Genomic DNA, 19,402 nt, shown 5'->3' with positions numbered 1-19,402 from the left:
TCAATTTTCATAACAGGAGGATTAACAAATGGATGACCGCAAATTTCGAACTGCAATGGGTAAATTCGCAACTGGTGTGACGGTAATAGCAACAGAGGTAGAGGGAGACGTCCATGGAATGACTGCCAATGCGTTCATGTCAGTTTCACTTGATCCAAAACTAGTAGTAATTTCAATCGGGGAAAAAGCAAAAATTTTGAACAAAATAAAGGAAAGCAAGATTTTCACTGTAAATATTTTAGCTGCTGATCAGCAGGAGCTTTCGATGATTTTCGCGGGACAATTGAAGGAACATAAAGAAGTTGCATTTGACCGATTGGATGGAAAACCAGTTTTAGCGGGTGCAGTCGCACAAATTGCCTGTGAAGTATCAGCTGAGCATGTCGAAGGGGATCATACCTTATTTATTGGAAAAGTTACCGATATTCACCTCGAAGACGCTGAACCTCTGCTTTTTTATAACGGAAAGTATCGTTCACTAACGGAAGAAAGAACAGTAACAGTCTAAATGACTTGGGAGGAGACTGTTATGGAAACCATTCATATTAACCGTAGTAATTTGGCAGAATGGCAGAAAAGAGCGAAGCCAAATGTAATGGCACTTGGATGTTTCGACGGTCTCCATCATGGTCATTGTACCGTCATCCATACAGCCTATCAGAAAGCAAAAGAGAAACAAACAGATTTAGCGGTGATGAGTTTCTTCCCTCATCCAAAAACGGTCATCTCAAATGGCAAAGTTCACGTTCACACATTAATGCCGCTTGCTGAAAAAGAGGCAAAGCTTCGGAAAATGGGTGTCGATACGTTTTATATTGTTGAATTTGACAAAGAGTTTGCAGCCCTTTCGCCTGAACAGTTTGTTTCTCAATACTTGGATGGACTCGGTGTTGTTCATGCAGTTGCTGGATTTGACTTTTCCTATGGCAGCCGTGGGGCTGGAAATCTCGATCGTTTGAATCAGGACTCTGGTGGCCGAATTGATGTAACAATGGTTGAAAAAGTTGAGCTGTGGGGCGAGAAAATCAGTTCTACTTGTATTCGGGAACGGCTGTTGAACGGCAAGGTGGCAGAGCTGCCTGATTTGCTTGGACGCTTTTATGAAACTGAGTGCGAGTGGGATGGAGAGGTATTTATACTGTGCCCCTCCTATACTCTCCCTGGCGCCGGCAAATATGGTGTAACACTTAATAATAAGAGCGGTTCCGTTCAAACGGAAGTAACTGTCATCCAAGAGAGAGTTCAATGTACAGCAGATATTCCTCCATTTTTAAAGGGAAAACTTTTGATTGTATGGCAAAAGCAGATTCAAAATGCACCTATGAAACTACTAATCTCTTAATAATTCTTAAAGGAAGTGGTAAAAATGGCTGAAATTATCGCAGGTGTCGCGATGTCACATAGCCCGATGATCATGACGAATGAAGCTGGAGGCGGAGAGAAAGGACAACGATTCCTCCAGACAGCGGCTGAAATGAAGAAATTTATCGAAGATTCTGGAGCAGATGTGATAGTACTAGTTTCGGATGATCACTTTAATAGTTACTTCTACGATCATATGCCAGCGTTTACGATTGGCATAGGTGAGTGTGAAGGCTGGGGAGACTGGCAGCTGCCAAAATACAAAATCCCGGTCCAGCAGGATTTAGCAAAACACATCCTTAACACAAGCTTAGAAAACAATGTGGATTTTGCTTTTACATTAAAAATGAAAGTCGACCACGGACATACACAAGGAATTTACTTTTTAAATCCTGATCTTCAAATTCCGGTTGTGCCAATTGCGGTTAATACTTCGGCACCGCCGCTTCCCACGATGGATCGCTGTTTCCAAATTGGTGAAGTAGTCCGAAAGGCGATTGAGTCATGGGATAACGATCTTAAGGTGGCAATTGTGGCTTCAGGCGGTTTATCACACTGGGTGCCAATACCAAAGATTGAAAGTGAAAAGCCAGAGGATCAATCATTGATTCAAGTGTTAAGAAATGGCCGCCAGGAAATTGAGCAGCTTGATGAGTATTTGCACAACAGGGAAACACGCGTAACCCGAATTAAATCAGGACCAGTGAATGAACAAGTGGACCGGGAATTTTTACGATTGGTTTCTGAAAAAGATTATGCTGCATTAAGAAGCTGGAGTTCAGAATTTATCGAGGAAAACTTAGGAAACGGAGGGCAGGAGATCCACAACTGGCTTGTGCTGCTCGGTGCCCTGCAAGGCTTTGAACCAAGTGTAGCTTGCTACGAGCCGATTCCAGAATGGGTGACAGGTATGGCCATTGTTCAGTTTAATCAGCCGGTCAATCAAATGAATGGTAAAAATGTTTCAAAAGCGGAAGTAAGTATTTAATTTTATTAAAAGGGAGAGATTGAGATGACAATTTGGACAGACTTAGCTGATATCGAATTTAAACTTTATTATATAGACGCAAATGGAATTAAAACCAGGGTGCTGGAAGCTGGTACTGGAGAACCATTGATTTTGCTCCATGGCACTGGGGGCCATATAGAGGCATATGCGAAAAATATGAAAGGATTAAGTGAGCACTTTCGCGTAATTAATATCGATATGGTTGGTCACGGCTATACAGAAAAACCAGATCGACATTACGGAATTGATTATTATAGTGAACATTTATTAGGAGTAATTCAGGCATTAAATTTATCTAAAGTGTATCTGTCTGGTGAGTCTTTAGGCGGCTGGGTGGCAGCGTGGTTTGCTGCAGAGCATCCAGAATATGTGAAAGCTATGGTGCTGAACACACCAGGAAACGTTAATAACAAGCCTGAGGTCATGAAAAAGCTGAAGGATTCTACGTTAAAAGCCGTTCTAGAAGCGAATTATGAAAATGTAAAAACGCGGTTAGAGTGGTTAATGTATGATAAGAGCCAAGTAACCGATGAGTTAATTGAAGCCCGTTATAACATTTATACACAGCCTTCCTATCAAGAAGCGGTTCATCATATCGTCTGTCTGCAGGATATCGAAATAAGAAAGCTGTACAGCTGGGATCCATCCTGGTGCGGCAAAATTAATGTTCCCACATTGTTGGCATGGACGGACCATGATCCTACTTCAACCGTTGAGGAAGCAAAACCGATTCAAGACATGATTCCTAATAGTGAATTAGTGGTCATTAAAGATGCAGGTCACTGGCCACAATGGGAAAAACCAGAAGAATTTAATACTGTTTTAATCGATTTCTTATTGAAAAATGGGAATAAAACAGCTAAACAAGAAGACGAAGCGCTCGTAACAAAATAATAGCTCACATTTGAAAGCACTATTTAGAGATTCATAGTTTGTAAATCCTGAATCGATGAATAGTGCTTTATTTTTAATAGAAAGAGGTTTTCCATATGAGTAACCAAGTCATTCATCGCGTTCAACATCTATATAAGCTTTTGCAGCAGGCAGAAGCAACTAAGGAATCAATTTCTCCGCTTACTGAAGTGTACCCTGATTTGTCCGTTGATGATGCGTACCAGGTTCAACTAAGGGCAATTGAACAGAAAGTTCAAGAAGGTCAGCGAATTGTTGGGAAAAAGATTGGGTTAACATCCGTTGCAATGCAGAAACTGTTGGGAGTGGATCAACCAGATTACGGACATCTATTGGATTCAATGGAAGTCCGAAATAATGGAATGATTAGCTTAGATTGTCTTTTCCAGCCGAAGGTAGAAGGTGAGATTGCCTTTGTTCTTCGGAAGGAATTGTGTGGGCCATCTGTTACAGTTGAGGATGTTCTCGATGCGACAGATTACATTGCCCCAGCCTTAGAAATTGTCGACAGCCGGATTACAGACTGGAAGATTACCTTAGCAGATACAGTTGCCGATAATGCTTCGAGCGGATTATTTGTCATTGGGGAGGAACGATTCTCTTTAACTGATATCGACTTACCTTCTATTAAAATGAACTTGTTTAAGAATGGCGAACGAATTAACACGGGGTATGGTTCAGATGTATTAGATCACCCTGCTAAATGTGTTGCATGGCTGGCCAATAAATTATCAGAGTACAATGTAGTGTTAAAAGCGGGAGAAGTGATTCTCTCTGGTGCACTATCAGCTGCAGTGGCAGCCGAAAAAGGGGATCGCTTTACTGCTGAATTCTCACATATTGGAAAAGTTGAAGTTACTTTTAATTAATACACAAAGAACCTTCTTTTGATGGGGGAGGTCTTAGCTAAGTCTTAAATGTACAAAATTGTTTTTTGAAAAAAGGGAAAATTTAAGGAGGTCCTATATGGAGCAAAAGAAAAATGCAGTTTCCAAAAAAGCATGGGTGATTATTTTCTTGTTATTCCTATTAACCGTCATTAGTAATGCCGATAAAGCTATTATCGGATTTGCTTCGGTTTCCATTATCGAGGAATTAGGATTAAATGCCGAGCAATGGGGTGTTGTTGGTAGTGTTTTCTTCTTACTGTATTCCATTTCTGCTGTTTTAGGCGGCAGTCTTGCAGATAAGATTGGAGCGAAAAAGGTCATAATCGGTATGGTTGCAATTTGGTCTATTGTGCAGTTCTCCACCATCTTTGTTAGTAGTTTTGCCTATTTAATAGCAACAAGAATTATTTTAGGTGCTGGGGAAGGTCCATCCTATTCTTTAGCCATGACAGCTGCCTCTAAGTATCTCCCAAAAGAAAAACTAGGGATTGGCTTAACATTGGTTTCGATTGGCGGTCCACTTGGTGTAGCGATTTCGGCACCCATCTTGATGAATATGATTTTGAATTATGGTTGGCGTTCCGCTTTTATCGCAACGGGAGTGGTCGGCTTTGTTTGGATCATTGCGTGGATTTTCATCGCAAAAGAGAAAACGGTTACAGAAGTCGAACCTTCAGCAGCAAAAGGCGGATCGCACTTATCTGTCGGTCAAACTGAAACAAAATTCACCTCTGTCCTATTTTCGAAAAATTTCATTTTAGTTGCTCTTTGTGGGTTTGCCACGTATTGGTCGTTTACGATCGGTTTAAACTGGCTGCCAAATTATTTGGAAAATGTTCGCAATCTAAGTAAGGATACATTAAGTTTGGTGGTAGCACTGCCATGGATCATGATTACCCTTTCGCAGATTACTTTTTCAAGTATTTCTGACCGCATTTATCACAAAACCAAAAGCATGGTAAAGGGACGAATCTTTATACTAGGACCAGTTCTATTAGCGGGAGCAGCCAGCTATTTTATTGGTACTATGGTTAGTAATAATATCTTGGCAATTGCATTGTTATCACTTGGTTTAACGTTCGGGTGTATTACACTTGTTATGGGACCAGCGATTTTAGTAGATTTAGTTTCACCTAAACACCAAGGTAAAGTCCAAGGATGGTTTATGGCAATAACTTCATTAGGAGGTATTGTTGGCCCTTATGTGACGGGTTTACTTATTGAAAATTCAGCGAGTCCAGTAACAGGATTCCATTTGGCCTTCCAAGTATGCGGATTAGTTTTACTCGTGTTTGGTGGATTAGTATGGATGGTAGTACGTCCTAAAAAGTTAGAAAATTCAGCGGAATCAAATCCTTCCAATACCAAAGCTATATAGTAAATTAAATATAGACCAAGAATAAAAGGCATAGCCCTATTAATAGTGTGAAAAATCCTCAAAATAGATCAAATATAAAAAAATAACTCAAAAGTGTCGTTATTCAATGACCTTTTGAGTCTCCATTCATCTTTGAGTAATGATCATAAAACACTTTAAAAAGTCGTTCATCTCCACCTCGGTCGGGATGAAGGGCTTTTAATAATTTTTTATATTCTTTTTTTATGATTTCTGGATCCTCATCTGAATCAAGACCTACTAGTGAGGCCAAAGTAAGGGGAGGTGAGTCCGATAAAGCATACTCCGCTTTAAGCATTTTTTTAAGTGATCGATTCTTTGCTTGTTCAATCCGAATTGACGTTTTTAATTGTTCAATTTCCTCTTTAAAAGTTTGATTCTCCTGAAACGTTTTTTCCCATTGGTGAAAGTCTACGCCGAATTTCTTTGTTTTGTCCTCAATCGTCTTTTCTAAAATAAAAGAAGCTAAATCGACAGGATGGATCGAGTATTCAAGATTTAGGTGCTTGGTCCTTTTAGCCTTAATTTTTCCATCGAGGATCCAACGGATAACAACCTGTTCACTATCTGTAATTCTCGCTGCTCTTAGCTGCTCTGTTACCTCTTTAACATTTAACATATGATCATCTCATTCTTTCATTCGTCTACTAAACTACTCATTCAATGTAACATATGAAAAACCTTCAAACTTTTACAAGTATATATAATTTTCATTACAAAAAAACCCTTGGCACCTCAGCCAAGGGGGAGTGATTAGCGATTATCGACTTTTTCAGGATAGAGGTCATGGTTCATCAACCGGAAATGAGCCATTTCTTCATATTTGGTACCAGGCTTGCCATAGTTACACCACGGATCAATGGAAATACCGCCGCGCGGAGTGAATTTCCCCCAAACCTCAATATAGCGGGGATCAAGTAATTTAATTAAATCGTTCATGATAATATTGACACAATCCTCGTGGAAATCGCCGTGATTGCGGAAGCTGAATAAATAAAGCTTCAGAGATTTACTCTCTACAATCTTTTGATTCGGGATATATGAAATGTACATCGTTGCAAAATCCGGCTGATGGGTAAGCGGGCATAAACTAGTAAATTCCGGACAATTAAATTTCACGAAATAATCGCGATCTGGGTGTAGATTATCAACTGCCTCTAAAACTTCAGGTGCATATTCAAATGAGTATTTTGTATTTTGATTTCCTAATAGTGTTAAATCTTTTAAGCCTTCTTCGTGGCTGCGTCCTGACATGATTTAAACCTCCAGTAAAAGGGTTCCCAATACTTTTCCAAGGAGAGCACTGAACAGTCATTCTACGAAAAGCTAGGATAGCATACAAAAAGCCATGTCCGGTATGGACATGGCATAAAGTCATGTATCCATAGTTTTTTATAGAGGGTATCCGCTATGAACCTCTCCCGGTAATTTCGGGTATTATCTTCTCCATATATTAACGGACCCATGGCAAATCGTCAATTAAAAAATAATGGACATAAAATATTTAGAATTTTACAAGGTTAAATAAACTTTCAAATTAGTAAGGGATTTTTATAATTGTTATAAGTTTCCCTTATAACCACTATATAATTCTGATATTTCAAATTATTATGCAAATAGTATATGATGATTTTGAAAGCGCTCTTATTAACTTTTTGATAGTCCAAGGAATGGGGGAGAGAAATGCAACTGGTTATAGATGGGATTTCTAAGGTTTTTGAAAATAAAGGTCGGCAAACTGTAGCTCTAGAAGGAATTGATTTAGTAGTAAAAAAAGAAGAGTTTGTAGCGATCGTTGGACCAAGTGGTTGCGGGAAATCTACCTTGTTAAATATAATTGCTGGATTAACATCTCCGACAGCAGGTGAAGTATATTTCGAAAGAAATGATGAAGATACAAATCTACCTAAAATTTCGATAGTCTTTCAGGAAGCTGGATTAATGCCGTGGCGTACAGTTAAAGAAAACATTAATCTAGGTTTAGAAAAAATGAAGATAAGTGGAGAAGAAAAACAAAAAAGAATTGAAAAATATATAAAAATGGTTGGATTAGAAGGTTTCGAAGATGCTTATCCCCATCAATTATCAGGAGGAATGAAACAACGAGTGGGCATAGCCAGAGCCCTGACAACGAAACCAGATTTATTGTTAATGGACGAGCCGTTATCAGCATTAGATGCCCAAACAAGAATGGTGATGCAGGAAGAACTCTTAAATATATGGAATCAAGAAAAGCACCGAACGATATATGTAACTCATAATATCGAAGAAGCGGTTTATTTAGCTGATAAAATCATTGTACTTTCTCGTCGGCCAGGTCGTATTAAATCTATCATCCAAATTGATTTGCCTAAAAATAGTAGAAAAGAACATCCAGTAGAACTACTGAATTATCGGGAAACCATTTGGAATTTGATAAAAGAGGACGCAGCCCAAGCGATTAAGGAGGATATCAATGCTTGAAAAATTAGCGAATGTGGATCCTGTAAAAGAGCCAGTTAAAGTACATGCTAGAAATCAAGATTCTAAAATTATCATAAAAAATAAGGCAGCATTTTTAGATAAGAAAATCCCTAACTATGTTTCAGTGGTAGGAGTTATAGGGCTTTTAGTTCTATGGCAAATCGTTTCAAAGTCTGGTTTGGTAAATGAATTTACTTTACCAGCCCCAACAACAGTATTATCCACTGCTTGGGAGTTAATCACTAGCGGCTTACTTTGGCCAGAAGTCTCGGCAAGTTTGTATCGCATTGTTATGGGTTATGCAATTGGTTGTGTCTTAGGAATAGCAATCGGTATTGTGCTAGGTTTTTCTAAGTTAGGAGAAAAGTTAGGAATGCCAGTTATTAATATTTTGTATCCCATTCCAAAGATTGCTATTTTACCATTAATTATGTTATGGCTGGGAATCGGAGAAATTTCAAAAATCACTGTCATTTCATTAGCGGTATTTTTCCCGATGATTTACAACACTTACACTGGGGTAACACAAACGAATCGACTTTTATTAAATGTTGCCATTACCTTCGGTGCAACAAAATTTGATTTGATACGAAAAGTCATTTTCCCTAGTGCATTACCTATGATATTTGCTGCAATGAGAATATCAGCAGGTGTATCCCTATTAATATTAGTTTCAGCAGAAATGATTGCAGCGCAGCATGGAATAGGTGCATTTATCTTAAAAAATGCAGATTTACTCGTTATCTCTAAAGTGTTGGTAGGAGTATTGGTTCTCTGTATTATTGGAGCGCTATTTAATTATATTTTAGCAAAGTTAGAAAGTAAATTTGTACATTGGAAGTCATAAAAGGGAATGGGGATGGTGAATTTATGAAAAAAATGATGTTTGTCATTGTTTTAGGGGCCATTATGATCGTTTTAGGGGCTTGTGGAAAAGAAGCTGCACCAACAAATTCTTCGAATAATGATTCAAAAGCTACAAAAGAAATCGAAATGGTTAAAGTCGGTTCGTTAGGTAATTTGAGTAATGCTTCTATGTATATAGGTGATGAAATAGGAATCTTTCAAAAATATGGCGTTGACCTTCAGTTTGAAAGTTTTAAAGGCGCACAACCAATGTCTATTGCTGTGCAAACCAATGAAGTAGAAGTAGGGACAGGCGCTTTTACAGCAGGTTTATTTAACCTATTAATGGAAGGAGATTCACCAATCCGTATTGTTGCAGATGGCACTCAAGAAAGAAAGGGTTATGATTCTACTGCCCTAATTGTGACAAAAGAACTTTATGATAGCGGTGTTACCACGATTGAGGGTTTAAAAGGGAAAAAAGTCGGGATTACCCAAAATGGTGCTTCTGTTCATTATATTCTAGGTAAATCACTTGAATCTGCAGGATTATCATACAAGGATGTTGAGGTAACTCCATTAGGTTCTTTAGGTAATATTGCAGCAGCTCTTGAAAGTAAACAAATTGATGCAGCGACATTGCCAAGCACGCTGGTTGCGAAATTAGTAGCGAATGATCATGTTAAAGTAATCGCATTTGTTGGTGATATCCTTGAAATGCAAGCTGCTGGAGTTTATTTTTCAGGGGAATTTATGAAAAATAAAGATTTAGCGGTTAAATTTCTAGCAGGATATATTGAATCTACTAGATATTACTTTAATAATGTTCTCAATGCAAAGGACACTAATTCAGCAAATTATAATCGAGATATCGAAATTCTAGCGAAACATACGTCAATACCGAAAGAAGCAGTTGGTAAAAATTTAAATTATATTGATGAAAATGCAAAGCTTTGGAGTGAAGATTTGAAGACTTGGTCAGATTGGTATTTAGAAAATAAACTAATTGAAACACCGCTTGATTTAGAGAAAGTGGTAGATACATCATTATATAATGAGGCATTAAAATTAGTTGATAAGAAATAAAGTAAGCCTAGTTAGATGTGATTCGTCACTATCTAAATAGGCTTTTCTTTTTCTTAAACCCACCTTAATTAGGTTTATGCATGTTTGCAGACAGGGAAGCAAGTGCAGATTCATTGAAACCTTTAATGAGGAGCCATACTGCTAAAATCATTTCATTAGCTGCTACTGGTATCGCAAAAATAGCACCCCAAAAAGAAATTTGAGGGAATACACCAAACATGACCAACAATGCACAGATAAAAACCAGCGTTGCTCCTGTCATACCCAAGATTGATAGAAACCTAGGTACGAGTTTGGATTTATAGAATATATAGCTATACATCATGGTATTAATTCCTAGCATGAAAAGGGGACCAAGCAAAAATGTCCAATCATGTACTGCTTTTAATACAGTACCTGAAGCTTGAAAAGAGGAGGTATCTATTGATCCTAATGCTACAAATTCACGGCTTAGGGTCAATAGGGATAGTACGCTGATTACACCAACCGTAATGATAATCGCTTCAAGAAACCTGAAGCAAACATGCCAAAGAGCTATCGTTTCATTATACTTTCTTAATATTGGAAACATTGTAGTGGCAGTACCAATCACTGAAACGACAAGAATTAACTCCATAACCGCTCCTAGTATCACCTGATTGGCGTGTTCGGAACCCTTAATTAGGTAGTCGGAATCTTTAAGGATAGGATTGTATAAAATCAGACCTATTACCGCTGTAACGGCTGCAAGTAGAAACAGTACACCCACAATTTTCGCTGCTTTTTTGTTTGAATTCAAATGGTTATCCCCTTTTTAAAATAAATTCAATATCCATCATAGATCCTATAGATTTGAGTTGTTGTCCCCGTAATAGAATACCTCTTCTAACGGTAAGTTAAAGGCGTGAGCAATACGAAAGGCAAGTTCTAGAGAGGGGGAGTAGTTTCCCTTTTCGAGGGCGACAATGGTTTGTCTTGTTACGCCCACCTTGTCAGCCAATTGCTGCTGAGTCATTTCATTATGGTTGAATCGTAATTTACGGATTTGATTGCCGACAAGACTTTTGCTCATCTTACACTCCTCTCCGATAGTGATAAAGTTTTGTAACGGAACCGGTCAAATCAGAAATGAATCCTGAAATAATCAGGATAATAAACATCACCTGTGACGGTTGATAGATAATTAGCGATCCCATTGCAAGAAGAAAGCCGGCGATAAACACAAGAAATGAATTTCTGTTTGCTTTCAAGTCGATTAACTTATCCAGTTCATCCGCAAATGTCGGCTCCTTTTCTTTGGTAGTAATTCTAAAAATGATGTTAAAAATAATGCTGATAATGATATGTGCGACTATTGAAAACACTAGCAGAATAAGGACGAAGGAACCCCAATAGTGAAAGGTTTCCGTCGACTCTAGCCCCCCGGGGTACCGCGGGTACATGTACAAGCAATAAGATCCGAAAATGAGTATGGCGCTGATAAACGAGACGATGCTCTTCTTTTCTTGATAGGTCAAGGTATACACCTCCTGTATGGTCACTTTTACTTCGGGTAATGTATTATATGCACCATGTAAAGAAAAGTTGACATCAAGTCATGTAAAGATTACATGAATAGGACGGACACATGAATTCAAAAGCAAAAGAAAAGCCTATTTGATGTGACGTTCATCATCTAATAGGCTTTTCTTTCTGATTTAACCTTTTTCTTTTAAAAATCAATCTTAGCACCGGGGGAACGGCAAAAAAGATAAAGAGGAGACGGAATAACTGGAATCCGGTGACCATCGCTAAATCAGCTCGGACATCATGTGCGAGAATCGCCATCTGGTCTGCGCCGCCAGGTGATAGGCTTAATATACTAGTAGAAGGTGTAATCTCATAATAATGGACTAGCAGAGTACTTAACGCTAATGAAAATAAAACCATGACCAACCCACTGATAATTGCTAATGTCAGTATTTTTGTTTTATGCTGAAGTTTTTCTGGTTTTAGCAATAAGCCTATATATCCGCCAATCATAAATTGCGAAAGGTCTAACATAAAGTTTGGAAGATCGGGTCCATGTAGTCCGGATAGAGTCAGAATAGCTGTTCCTAAGAGGGGACCTAATAAAAAAGGTGTAGGAGATTTAAGCTTTTTTCCTATGAAAGCACAAATCACACAAATTGCAGCAAACAAAAGGATTGTTGGAAAAAGTGGAGCTTGAACTGCCTTATCAGCTAAATCGAGAGTAGATGGTACTGATGCATTTTTAAAAAACGGTCCATAAATAAGAAATGGTACCAGAAAAATAATCATAATCACTCGAGTGACCTGCAGAAAGGTTACGACCGTAATATTAATTCCTTTGACCTCTTCAGAAAAGGTAATCATTTGTGAAAGCCCGCCAGGAATGCTGCCCACTAGGATGGTTGGATAATCAATCCCTGAAAGTTTTGAAACGAAAAAGGCAATCCCGGCACAAAAAGCTATAAGCAAAACCGTCAAAAGCAGCATGAGAGGGAGTTTAACCCCAATTTGGATGACAGCCTCTTTTGTAAATGATAAGCCAATTGAATAACCCAAAATAAGCAAACCGGCATCGCGAATTTGAACCGGCCAGTAAGCCTGAATGGCCCTAAATCTTGAACCGATTAAGACAGCTGTCATTGGTCCAAGCAGCCATGGAATGGGAATATGTAAAAATGTAAACACAACACCGCCTATAAAGGCAAGGAATAGTGTAATCAAAAAACGTGTTTTTTTATCCTCTAGATTCATTACCAATAGTACGCCCTCTAACTTCTTTTCTTTTATCATATCAAATATTAGTTTTGGTCACATCACTAAAGTTTCCATTAAAATAAATACAATTATTTTTCTTATATTAAGTATAGATAATATTTGAATGAAGAGTTGGTAAAATTGCTACCGTTCGACAAATACAGAAGAAGCAACGGTTTAAAATCAGATGTGGAGTTAGGAGCAAAATAATTGGAGGTGCCAGTGTATGGAAAATATACTTCGAAACGCTGTCCAACAAAGAAGGCAATTTCTCATCGATAAACTACTTAAAATAGGAGTGTTTAAAAAAGAAGACAGACATCTGTATGAATGGACGTTAAGTGACCTAGAGAAAGAGTACAAATTTATCCAGAACAATCATTTAGCTGCAACACAAGGTGAACAGGAACATAATAATCAACACATACCATAATGAGTGTTTCTAACTAGGTACTTAATAGTGAAAAATAAAAAAGCCGGTGTGTGACGCTGGCTTTTTGCGTTAATTGGGTAGTTATTTATTTTCTTGCTCTAACTCACTACGATCAGACGCCATAGAAGGCTGTTCCAGCCATTTATGATTGATCATGATGTTGACTCCATCCTCTGAATACAATTGAACCTTTAAAGATAATGGTTATACATAACACCCAAATCCATTCCTCCAAAAGGAAATCCTATTACAATCATTTCCATTAGAAAAGATAATATGTAAAAAAATAGCAGTCTTCTCACAGTATTGCATTTCTTTACCATTTAAAAGTATGACTTATTTCTTATTGACTAAAATGATATTCGTTTTAAAATTAAGCAATATGTAAATGTTTATTTTAGAAGGTAGGGTATAGACGTGGGACGAATGGAAAGACGACAGCAAAGAAAGGCGTCTAAACAATGGGATTGGAGTCAGTTTTTATCAAAGGGCTTATTGAGGAAATTAATCATAGCAGGAATCATTGCTGTGTTAGCTTGTTTTCTCATCGTGAATATCTTTATTTGGACAAGTGATGTCAGTAAATTGAATAAGCCAGCACCACAGCCGACGATTATTTATGATCAAAATGGAGAGATTGCCAGTAAAATCTCTAATTCCAAGATTGAAGGAGTTGGGATAAAACAGATCCCTAAGGAAGTCATGAATGCTGTAGTCGCAACGGAAGACCAACGTTTCTATAAACATAATGGCATCAATTATTTTGCGATTATGAAGGCTTTTTTCAAAAATATGATCTCTGGTGATATCGTAGCAGGTGGTAGTACGGTTACACAGCAGTTGGCTAAGAATGCCTTTTTGACTCATGAAAGGACATATACACGTAAGATTAAAGAGCTAATTATTACAAAAAAAATTGAACGTACCTATTCTAAAGACGAGATTATGGAGAGGTATTTAAATCAAATTTATTTTGGTGAGGGTGCATGGGGGATTCAGCGTGCCGCAAAAACCTATTTTGGTAAAGAGGCAAGTGAATTAACCTTAAGTGAGTCTGCTATGCTCGCAGGGTTAATTAAAGCCCCTTCGATACTCTCTCCATTTAAGAATATGGACAAGGCAGTCGAGCGGCGAGATCTAGTTCTATTCTTGATGGAACAGGAAGGATACATTAGTCAAAATGATTTGGAAAAAGCGAAACAACAGCAAATTGTATTGCAAAAAGAAAAGATGGATGACGATTATAATGGTAAATATCCATATTATGTAGATTATATTATTGAAGAAGCGATGAAGAAATATAACCTTACAAAGAATGAAATTCTATCTGGTGGACTTCATATTTTTACGGAACTAAATCCTACAATCCAAAATTCGACCGAAGAAGTATTTCAAAATGAAAATCTTTTCCCAGCGAGTCAGCCAGATCAGCTTATCCAAAGTGGGGCTATTTTTATTAACCCTGAAAATGGTGGGATTCAAGGTCTTGTTGGCGGGAGAGGGGAACATACTTTCTTAGGCTTTAACCGAGCGACCCAATTAATAAGACAGCCTGGTTCAACCATGAAGCCTTTGGCCGTTTATACTCCCGCATTGGAACAAGGCTATGAAGTATTTGACCTGTTAGAGGATAACCCGCTAAATATAGGTGGTTACCAGCCAAGGAACTATGATCATCAATACCGAGGTCAAGTGACGATGTATTCTGCGGTGGTGAACTCGTACAATGTTCCACCGGTCTGGCTTTTAAATGAAATGGGAGTAGAAAAGGGCACGAATGCAGTTGAGCGTTTCGGGATTCCTCTACAAGATGAAGACCATTCACTTGGGATTGCACTAGGCGGGATGTATGAGGGAACATCGCCATTAAACATGGCACAAGCCTACACAACATTTGCGAATAATGGAGAAATGCAAGAAGCCCATGCTATCAAAAAAATCGAGGATATAGATGGAAAGGTAATAGTGACATGGAAGGGTAAATCGACTCAAGTTACGAAACCAGAAGTAGCTGAGAAAATAACCTTCATGCTAAAAGGCGTAGTCGATGAGGGAACGGGCAAGAAGGCATACCTTGATGGCTTTGCTGTCGCTGGTAAAACAGGGTCAACCCAGCTTCCATTTGCGAACGAAGCCGGAACAAAGGATCATTGGTTTGTCGGCTATACACCTAACATCGTCGGAGCTGTTTGGCTAGGCTATGATCAAACAGATGAAAACCACTATCTAACCACATCAAGCAGCGGAACTACACCTGTTATTTTTAAAGAAATACTTTCTAAGGCAAAATCAGAGCTTACGGATGAAAAATTTGCTTTGTCGAGCGTTGAGAAAAAATATATGAGCGAGCTCAAGAAAATAAAAGAAAAAGAGGAAAAAGCAAGGAAGGAAAAAGAAAAGAAAAAGGAAAAGGATAAGGAGAACAAAAATAAAGGAAAGGGGAAAAAAGAAAAAAATAAGGGTAAAAAGGATAAAGACGAAGACGAAGAAGATGAAGATGAATAATGAAAGAGCTAGTATCTGCCACGAGATACTAGCTCTTTTGAATATCCAACCTCATCAAAGGGATAAAAGGGATTTATCAAGTTGTGGCGAAAAATGTATAGCATAAGTCTATTGGGAGAGAGAGGGAATCCTTAATGTTTGTATTCAAAGCCATTGACCATATTCAACTAGCGGCACCAAAGGGAAGTGAGGATCGTGCAAGAAAGTTTTTTATTGATATTTTGGGGTTTGAAGAAATGGAAAAACCAGAGGAATTGAAGAAGCGCGGCGGGGCTTGGTTTCGTTATGGTAACACGCAAATACATGTAGGTGTGGAGGAGCCTTTTTCTCCAGCAAAAAAAGCACATCCAGCCTTTGAAGTGGAAAATATAGAATCGTTAAAAAAACATTTAATCGAAAATGGTGTCAAAGTGATTGAAGACAATAACCTTCCAGGTGCAAATCGATTCTATACAGCCGATCCTTTTGGAAACCGCATTGAAATCCTAGAGTGGATCTAAAATTTCAAAGAAACGAGGAAGGCAAATGAGTCTAAGAGAAAAAACAATTATTTCTAAGGAATGATTTTGGTTAAAATTAAATATTTTATTTTGAGGACCTTCAATAATGGAGGGGATAATTTGAAGATTGAATACCAACACATCTTTGGTTTGCCAAGGAAAATTGTCTGGAAGTGCATCAAGGATGAAAAGGTTCTTGGAAACACAATTCCAAACTGTAAGTCACTCGTCCAAGTCTCAAACGGTTTATACCAAGCCCAGGTTGATATCCAGATGGGTCCAGTTAAAGATGTCTTTGCCCTCGAGGTCAAATTAGAGAAAGAAAAGTCACCTGCCTACTATCATGTCCAATTAAAAGGAAAAGGAAATCTAGGTGAATTCTCTGGAAAAGCAGATTTATTCTTGAGCGATCATCAAGGCAGTACCAAGCTCAACATCCATTCCGATTTAGAAGTAAATGGGGCACTGGCGGGTGCTGCACAGCGCGTCATAAACGGAGGAGCAAATAAGGGAATTGAAAAATTTTTTCTTAGCTTAGAAAAAGAAATAAAGAAAAATCTTTATTTTATCAGAAAAGGGCGTAATATTAGATAGGAATCAGAAAGAGCAACGCCAATAGACGTTGCTCTTTCTAATTCCAGATCATTCATGCTCAGGATAATTAGCTAATTCTTTTATACCTAAAATCCAATCCTTGAAATTATCATATTTATTGGAGTCAAAGCCGAAGTGTTCCTTAATCAAACGAATCGATTCTTTTTCTTTATCATGAACAATTCCATCAGAATAGACAAGTCGCAGGATTTCAGTTAAGACAATATTTTTGGAGCGTTCATCTTTGAATACCATTAGAATCTCTTCAATTGCAACGCCCTTAACTGTATAATTCTCAAGGTCCATTTCCTTTTGATACTTCACAATAATTGGATTTTCAAATATCGAAACATTCCCATCAACCTTTGCCATCAAGACTGCTAATTCAAGAAAGGCTTCTTTCTCCTCTTGTTGAAGCTTTGCTAAGAACATGATTCATAGCTCCTTTACTTCTGTTTTCTATAAAAAGTGAATACGGTAATCGTATGTGCTATAAGTCATAGTAACAAGAATAAATATGATTTGTCTATTTTTAAATGGTGAAAAAAGGAAAAGTATTGTATTAGAGCGAATAGGATTTTGATTAAATTAAAATGGAGTGGTTAAAGATGAAACAATCCTTACATATTTTAAATGGACAATCCATGTATAATTATTTCAAAAAGTCACATTTTCTTGAACAAGAAAGAATGATTCCTTTTAACGAAGCGATGTGTTTTGGAGACATTTCAGGCGAGCTATTTTCACAAGAGTTTGCCGAAGTTCGTTCGAAAGTTCATCACGTAACCATAGAACAGTATAACGAAAATACTTTAGTACCACTAGAGCCCCTAGTTACTGGGGATTTTTCCAACATAGAATTATGGTTTGACGCTGATATGTTCTGCCAAATCAACATGCTCACGGTCCTTGCCTGGCTAGATAAAACCGGTCATTATGCACCCATTGACTTTCATTTAGTTGGTGATAAGTTTTTGCCAATAGAAAAATTCACACTTAACGCGGAGGGGTATTATGAACTTTACAAACAAGTTATAATCAATAAAAATATCCCTCATTCTATCCAACCTGCTCCATTAAAGAAGGGTATAGACTTATATGTTCATTATCTTAAGAACGAAAGTGACCTTATTCAATATATTCAAAAGCACAAAAATATCCCGGAAAGAGAGCTTATGATTGCCATGCTCACTAAATTCAAAGAGTATGGGTTAGGAGATGTACAATACCTCGAAATAATCAAAGCCCAACGCATAATAAGTTCATAAAGTATTACTCTTCTCATAGTAAGAGAGATAAGTAATTAAGTAAATTTACGAAAAAAGGCATATGGAATTTTTTAACTAATTTGCATATCGATCGCATTGAAAATACTCGTATTTTGTCAATCTATTATGTCGACATTTGTTGATAGAAATAGATTACTTGTATCCGCTTTCATTTGGTAGAATCTATTTATTGTTGAAATAGGGAGCGAATATTAGTTATGAATAATTTACTAAAGAACATTGAAACGGTACGTAATCAAATGATATATGTCGGAATGTCTAGTGGATTTACCTCTGAAGAAACGATTAAACTCAGCAAAAAGCTAGATAATTTGATAAATTTACAAATGAAATATAGGAATATGTCAGCCTAACAGCTAATCCATTAACCTGTTGACTACAGCAGATTAATAGTAGTATAGTAACAGGATTTACTTTCAAATGACTCAAGCAAAGACACATGAGTATATAAAACGATTACTCTTGTGGCTTTTTTTTTAAAAAGGGATAATGACGGAAAATCAGATGGGTGAAAATGTGATCAGGAGTGTTTATAGAATGTTAACGAAAGAAGAATTATTTGCTATAAAAACGCTTCAGGAGATTTGTGAAAAAGAGGATAATCTTCAGTTGAAGCTTAATTTTGATATGCTTGAAAACAGGTGCGGAAATCGGAAAGAAGATTTTTTCCATTTCGAGGATGGCAAGTTGGTTGGTTTTCTGGGAAGCTATTATTTTGGAAATAAAGTAGAGATTTGCGGCATGGTTCACCCGGATTACCGGAGAAGGGGACTATTTACTACGCTGCTTGAAATGGCGTTGGAAGAAGCGGGGAAACGTGAAGCCAGAACCATTTTGTTGAATGCGCCTACTGAATCCCAATCCGCAAAGGAGTTTTTAAAGGATATTCCATGCACATTAGCGATGGTAGAATATCAAATGAGATGGCAGAATACAGAATTGCCAGACTATCAAACAGTTACGGTAAGACCTTCTTTTTCCGAGGAAGATTTTGAAGCAGAAATTCAACTTGATGTTCAATGTTTTGGGTTAAATGAAAAAGAAGCACGGCAGTATAAGCAAGAAACTAAAGACCTTACTACCGATCAAAGGCTCATAATTGAAGCAGACGGAAAAATTGCTGGGAAAATGCTTCTTTCCGAAATGAATGGTGACTCGTGGATTTATGGTTTTGCCGTTTTTCCAGAGATCCAAGGAAAAGGGATAGGGAGAAAAGCCCTATCGAAAGTGGTAAAAATAGAGAACGAAAAAGGTTTGTCTATTTTTCTAGAGGTTGAAGCTAAAAATGCCCATGCACTGAGACTTTATGAGTCATGTGGATTTAAAAGCTTTCATTCACAAGATTACTATAAATTGAACGAATAATCGGAGG

The 19,402-nt window shown here is 37.6% G+C and carries 23 protein-coding genes and 1 riboswitch; of the genes, 16 read left to right on the top strand and 7 right to left on the bottom strand.

Annotation, left to right across the window (positions count from 1 at the left end):
- The first annotated feature begins 28 nt into the window (after positions 1–28).
- From J2Y03_RS12455 to J2Y03_RS12430, 6 genes are all read left to right on the top strand, one after another.
- A complete protein-coding gene (locus tag J2Y03_RS12455) occupies positions 29–508 on the top strand; it encodes a flavin reductase family protein (protein ID WP_310194537.1) in 480 nt (159 codons plus the stop codon).
- Between the two features lie 21 nt (positions 509–529).
- Entirely contained in the window at positions 530–1,342 is an 813-nt protein-coding gene (locus J2Y03_RS12450) for an FAD synthetase family protein (RefSeq protein ID WP_310194535.1), read from the top strand.
- A 24-nt stretch (positions 1,343–1,366) separates the two neighbouring features.
- A complete protein-coding gene (locus J2Y03_RS12445) occupies positions 1,367–2,350 on the top strand; it encodes a DODA-type extradiol aromatic ring-opening family dioxygenase (RefSeq protein WP_310194533.1) in 984 nt (327 codons plus the stop codon).
- A gap of 24 nt (positions 2,351–2,374) precedes the next feature.
- Positions 2,375–3,265: an alpha/beta fold hydrolase gene (locus J2Y03_RS12440; RefSeq protein ID WP_310194531.1), complete on the top strand. Its 891-nt coding sequence runs from the start codon at positions 2,375–2,377 to the stop codon at positions 3,263–3,265.
- A gap of 95 nt (positions 3,266–3,360) precedes the next feature.
- Positions 3,361–4,152 (top strand): 2-keto-4-pentenoate hydratase, encoded by a 792-nt coding sequence (locus J2Y03_RS12435; protein ID WP_310194528.1) that lies wholly within the window; start codon positions 3,361–3,363, stop codon positions 4,150–4,152.
- A 97-nt stretch (positions 4,153–4,249) separates the two neighbouring features.
- On the top strand, positions 4,250–5,551 hold the full coding sequence (locus J2Y03_RS12430; protein ID WP_310194525.1) for an MFS transporter: 1,302 nt from the start codon (positions 4,250–4,252) through the stop codon (positions 5,549–5,551).
- A gap of 103 nt (positions 5,552–5,654) precedes the next feature.
- Here J2Y03_RS12430 and J2Y03_RS12425 read toward each other — a convergent pair whose 3' ends face one another.
- Both J2Y03_RS12425 and queF read right to left on the bottom strand, forming a co-directional pair.
- Complete coding sequence (locus J2Y03_RS12425) at positions 5,655–6,188, bottom strand: J domain-containing protein (protein WP_310194522.1); 534 nt, start codon at positions 6,186–6,188, stop codon at positions 5,655–5,657.
- A gap of 134 nt (positions 6,189–6,322) precedes the next feature.
- Positions 6,323–6,823, bottom strand: a complete 501-nt coding sequence (gene queF, locus J2Y03_RS12420; protein ID WP_310194520.1) for a preQ(1) synthase — start codon at positions 6,821–6,823, stop codon at positions 6,323–6,325.
- A gap of 124 nt (positions 6,824–6,947) precedes the next feature.
- Positions 6,948–6,994, bottom strand: a riboswitch (PreQ1 riboswitch).
- Between the two features lie 258 nt (positions 6,995–7,252).
- Between queF and J2Y03_RS12415 the strand changes: the two genes are divergently transcribed.
- Genes J2Y03_RS12415 through J2Y03_RS12405 form a run of 3 tightly spaced genes read left to right on the top strand, consistent with a single transcriptional unit; the run spans position 7,253 to position 9,964 of the window.
- Positions 7,253–8,032: an ABC transporter ATP-binding protein gene (locus J2Y03_RS12415; protein ID WP_310194519.1), complete on the top strand. Its 780-nt coding sequence runs from the start codon at positions 7,253–7,255 to the stop codon at positions 8,030–8,032.
- Positions 8,025–8,879, top strand: a complete 855-nt coding sequence (locus J2Y03_RS12410; RefSeq protein WP_132095751.1) for an ABC transporter permease — start codon at positions 8,025–8,027, stop codon at positions 8,877–8,879. Before J2Y03_RS12415 ends, J2Y03_RS12410 begins: the two co-directional genes overlap by 8 nt.
- Positions 8,880–8,902: 23 nt before the next feature.
- The gene (locus J2Y03_RS12405; RefSeq protein WP_310194514.1) at positions 8,903–9,964 is read left to right on the top strand and encodes an ABC transporter substrate-binding protein; all 1,062 of its coding nucleotides are present in this window, start codon (positions 8,903–8,905) and stop codon (positions 9,962–9,964) included.
- Between the two features lie 64 nt (positions 9,965–10,028).
- On the opposite strand, the gene J2Y03_RS12400 is transcribed toward J2Y03_RS12405, so the two are convergent.
- The 4 genes from J2Y03_RS12400 to J2Y03_RS12385 all read right to left on the bottom strand — a co-directional run bounded on the left by J2Y03_RS12400 (position 10,029) and on the right by J2Y03_RS12385 (position 12,745).
- Entirely contained in the window at positions 10,029–10,742 is a 714-nt protein-coding gene (locus J2Y03_RS12400) for a DUF4386 domain-containing protein (RefSeq protein ID WP_310194512.1), read from the bottom strand.
- Positions 10,743–10,787: 45 nt separating this feature from the next.
- Complete coding sequence (locus J2Y03_RS12395) at positions 10,788–11,015, bottom strand: helix-turn-helix transcriptional regulator (RefSeq protein ID WP_310194511.1); 228 nt, start codon at positions 11,013–11,015, stop codon at positions 10,788–10,790.
- Position 11,016: 1 nt separating this feature from the next.
- A complete protein-coding gene (locus J2Y03_RS12390; protein ID WP_310194509.1) occupies positions 11,017–11,460 on the bottom strand; it encodes a hypothetical protein in 444 nt (147 codons plus the stop codon).
- Positions 11,461–11,614: 154 nt separating this feature from the next.
- On the bottom strand, positions 11,615–12,745 hold the full coding sequence (locus J2Y03_RS12385; RefSeq protein ID WP_310194507.1) for an AbrB family transcriptional regulator: 1,131 nt from the start codon (positions 12,743–12,745) through the stop codon (positions 11,615–11,617).
- A gap of 190 nt (positions 12,746–12,935) precedes the next feature.
- Between J2Y03_RS12385 and J2Y03_RS12380 the strand changes: the two genes are divergently transcribed.
- From J2Y03_RS12380 to J2Y03_RS12365, 4 genes are all read left to right on the top strand, one after another.
- Complete coding sequence (locus J2Y03_RS12380) at positions 12,936–13,142, top strand: Fur-regulated basic protein FbpA (protein ID WP_132095761.1); 207 nt, start codon at positions 12,936–12,938, stop codon at positions 13,140–13,142.
- Between the two features lie 426 nt (positions 13,143–13,568).
- Positions 13,569–15,647, top strand: a complete 2,079-nt coding sequence (locus tag J2Y03_RS12375; RefSeq protein WP_310194504.1) for a transglycosylase domain-containing protein — start codon at positions 13,569–13,571, stop codon at positions 15,645–15,647.
- 134 nt (positions 15,648–15,781) lie between these two features.
- Complete coding sequence (locus J2Y03_RS12370) at positions 15,782–16,147, top strand: VOC family protein (RefSeq protein ID WP_310194501.1); 366 nt, start codon at positions 15,782–15,784, stop codon at positions 16,145–16,147.
- A gap of 120 nt (positions 16,148–16,267) precedes the next feature.
- Positions 16,268–16,741 carry a CoxG family protein gene (locus tag J2Y03_RS12365; protein ID WP_310194498.1) on the top strand — a complete coding sequence of 158 codons (474 nt, stop codon included), beginning with the start codon at positions 16,268–16,270 and terminating at the stop codon, positions 16,739–16,741.
- A gap of 48 nt (positions 16,742–16,789) precedes the next feature.
- Here J2Y03_RS12365 and J2Y03_RS12360 read toward each other — a convergent pair whose 3' ends face one another.
- Positions 16,790–17,173, bottom strand: a complete 384-nt coding sequence (locus J2Y03_RS12360) for a tellurite resistance TerB family protein (protein ID WP_310194495.1) — start codon at positions 17,171–17,173, stop codon at positions 16,790–16,792.
- 176 nt (positions 17,174–17,349) lie between these two features.
- Here J2Y03_RS12360 and J2Y03_RS12355 point away from each other — a divergent pair, with 176 nt between their 5' ends.
- The 3 genes from J2Y03_RS12355 to J2Y03_RS12345 all read left to right on the top strand — a co-directional run bounded on the left by J2Y03_RS12355 (position 17,350) and on the right by J2Y03_RS12345 (position 19,395).
- Positions 17,350–18,009, top strand: a complete 660-nt coding sequence (locus J2Y03_RS12355; RefSeq protein ID WP_310194493.1) for a hypothetical protein — start codon at positions 17,350–17,352, stop codon at positions 18,007–18,009.
- A 218-nt stretch (positions 18,010–18,227) separates the two neighbouring features.
- On the top strand, positions 18,228–18,383 hold the full coding sequence (locus J2Y03_RS12350) for an aspartyl-phosphate phosphatase Spo0E family protein (protein WP_310194492.1): 156 nt from the start codon (positions 18,228–18,230) through the stop codon (positions 18,381–18,383).
- Between the two features lie 184 nt (positions 18,384–18,567).
- Positions 18,568–19,395, top strand: a complete 828-nt coding sequence (locus J2Y03_RS12345; protein WP_310194490.1) for a GNAT family N-acetyltransferase — start codon at positions 18,568–18,570, stop codon at positions 19,393–19,395.
- The last annotated feature ends 7 nt before the right edge of the window (positions 19,396–19,402 follow it).

Origin of the sequence: Neobacillus niacini, assembly GCF_031457145.1 — a bacterium.
In the GTDB taxonomy this organism is placed as follows: domain Bacteria; phylum Bacillota; class Bacilli; order Bacillales; family Cytobacillaceae; genus Neobacillus; species Neobacillus niacini_J.
Note: the sequence above shows the minus strand (reverse complement) of the source record. Positions and strands in the feature narration are given on the sequence as shown.